This window comes from Pseudogemmobacter lacusdianii (assembly GCF_030848395.1).
Classification (GTDB): Bacteria; Pseudomonadota; Alphaproteobacteria; order Rhodobacterales; family Rhodobacteraceae; genus Pseudogemmobacter; species Pseudogemmobacter lacusdianii.
Genome location: NZ_JAVDBT010000039.1, coordinates 1 through 2,095, shown reverse-complemented (window position 1 = coordinate 2,095; position 2,095 = coordinate 1). Strand labels below are relative to the sequence as shown.

3 protein-coding genes are annotated in these 2,095 nt (G+C 63.2%); all 3 read right to left on the bottom strand.

What is annotated here, in order from left to right:
- Nucleotides 1-9: 9 nt before the first annotated feature.
- From Q9295_RS17925 to Q9295_RS17915, 3 genes are read right to left on the bottom strand one after another with little or no spacing between them, the layout of a single operon-like run.
- Nucleotides 10-660, bottom strand: coding sequence for a class II aldolase/adducin family protein (locus Q9295_RS17925; protein ID WP_306681954.1), 651 nt, complete (start codon nucleotides 658-660; stop codon nucleotides 10-12).
- A gap of 7 nt (nucleotides 661-667) precedes the next feature.
- On the bottom strand, nucleotides 668-1,933 hold the full coding sequence (locus Q9295_RS17920; protein ID WP_306681953.1) for a four-carbon acid sugar kinase family protein: 1,266 nt from the start codon (nucleotides 1,931-1,933) through the stop codon (nucleotides 668-670).
- Between the two features lie 20 nt (nucleotides 1,934-1,953).
- Nucleotides 1,954-2,091: an acyl-CoA dehydrogenase family protein gene (locus Q9295_RS17915; protein WP_306681955.1), complete on the bottom strand. Its 138-nt coding sequence runs from the start codon at nucleotides 2,089-2,091 to the stop codon at nucleotides 1,954-1,956.
- Nucleotides 2,092-2,095: the final 4 nt, after the last annotated feature.

Sequence of the window (2,095 nt, the reverse complement as noted above, 5' to 3'; positions counted from 1 at the left end):
TATATTCCACTACCCGCAAGCCTGCTGCCCGTAACTACGATAACGTATATGCGCAAAGCGAAGCTCTTCTTCATTGAGCAGAACCGGCGTCCCGGCCGAGGAGGCCAGCAGATATTGCTTGGCCAGCATCTCGAGCCGCTCGCCCCGACCCAAGGCTGCCTCCATCGTGGCGCCCAGTGTCACAACGCCATGATTCGCCATCAGACAGGCGCCATATGTGTCACCCAGCGCTGCGATCACCGTCGCGGAAAGCTCGGGCGTGCCGAAGCAGGCATACTCTGCGCAAGGGATCTCATTGCCGCCAAAACCGCAGATCATATAGTGAAAGGGCGGGATCGGCTTGCGCAGCGCCGAGAGGGCGGTCGCATGGTCCGAATGGGTATGCACGACGGCACCCGCATCGGGACGGGCGGCATAGATCTTTGCATGGATCTCCCATTCCGAAGAGGGCCGCCAATCGCCCTGCCAATTGCCCTGCAAATCCATTTCGACGATTTGGTCGGGCGTGATCGCCTCGGGCAGGATGCCGGTTGGGGTGATCAGCATCCCCGCGCCATGACGCAGGCTGAAATTGCCCACGGTGCCACGGTTTAACCCCATCGCGACCGAACGTTGCGCCGCGGTGATCAGGATCTGGCGGGGGTCATCTGTAAGGGTCATCACGGCCTTATCCTTCGGTGAGGGCTGCGCGCAGCAAAATGTCATCAGAGCCAAGTTTCCCAGGCTTCAAGAAAAGCCAGCACGGCGGGTGCGCGGGATCATCCGAGAGGCATTCGCCGGTGCCGAGCGCGCCTTCGGGCAATGCACGCAAACGGCCAAGACCAAGCGCGGCGACCACGGCACCCGAGGTCTCGCCCCCGGCGACGCTGAAGCGTGCATGACCGCGCGCACGCAGCCCTGTGGTGACGCCGGAGAGCAGGGCCTCGGCCCGGCGCGCGGCTGGCAAAGCGCCAAGGGCAGCTTGGCTGCGCGCCAAGGCTTCGACATCGCAGGCGGTTGAAATGGCAAAGCCCGCGTTGCCTTGGGCTGCGGCCCAATCCAGCGCGGTTGCAATTTGTGCTTCAAGGCTGCCTTCGGCCAACAAGTCCAAGGTCAGCACCGGCTGCGCTTCACCCAGAACGTCAAGCTGGCGCATGATCACCGGCCCGGTACTGCCGGCCAAGGTGACAACCGGTCCTTTCGGAGCGCTGGGATAGGCGGGTCCGCGCGGAGCCTCTGCCGCCAAACGCTTGGCCAAGCCAACGATCAGCGGATCGCTGGCCACCACCGGCAGGCCGGTCGCTGCGGCGATCTCAGAAGATCGCTCGACATCGGTGTCGTCGCTGGTGTCGAAAAGGATATGGCCAAAGCCCTCGGCCAGCCGCTCGCCAAAAGCCGCTCGGGTGGCTTCAGCTCCGGCCACCATCGTCAGATGCGAGATCAGGCCAACCGAATGCGGGGTTTGATGGCCGATAAAGCGCACCAAATCCGGATCTTCCATTGGCGTTAGCGGGTCGAAGCGCTTGATCGACTCGCTGACCAGCCGGGTGCGATAAAAGAGATACCCCTGATGCACCGTGGCCCCGAAGCGCGGAAAGCCGGCGCTCATGAGCACCGGCCGGCGCGCAGCACGCTGAGCCAAAAGATCCCCCACCGGGCCGATATTGCCGTCCTTAGTGGAATCGAAACTGGCGCAGGCCTTATAAGCCAGCTGCTGGCAGCCCGCGCGCTCAAGCCGTGCGCAGGCCGCGCCGACCTCGGCCAAAGCTTCGGCAACCGCCACCGTCCGGCTGCGCGTGGCCATCATCACCACCGGCGCGCTTTCAACGCTGTCGGACTGCGGATCCAGCAAGATCGGGCAATAGACCCCCTCGGTTTCCAACAGCCCCGCGACCAGAACGGCTCCGGTGAAGTCGTCTGCGATCACGCCAAGTTTGGCTTGGGTCTGGGTCATCGGGGGGATCTCGCTCTGGTTCATTCCTCTGCGCACATCTCGCGGGCAATGATGATCTGTTGGATCTGCGAAGTGCCTTCATAAAGCCGGAAAAGCCTTACGTCGCGGTAGAAGTGCTCGACGGGGAAGTCGGACATATATCCCGAGCCGCCGTGGATTTGG

What these genes read in the sequence shown, in the direction of transcription:
- Q9295_RS17925 (WP_306681954.1), bottom strand. Translation starts at nt 660, where the DNA reads ATGACCCTTACAGATGACCCCCGCCAGATCCTGATCACCGCGGCGCAA.
- Q9295_RS17920 (WP_306681953.1), bottom strand. Translation starts at nt 1,933, where the DNA reads ATGACCCAGACCCAAGCCAAACTTGGCGTGATCGCAGACGACTTCACC.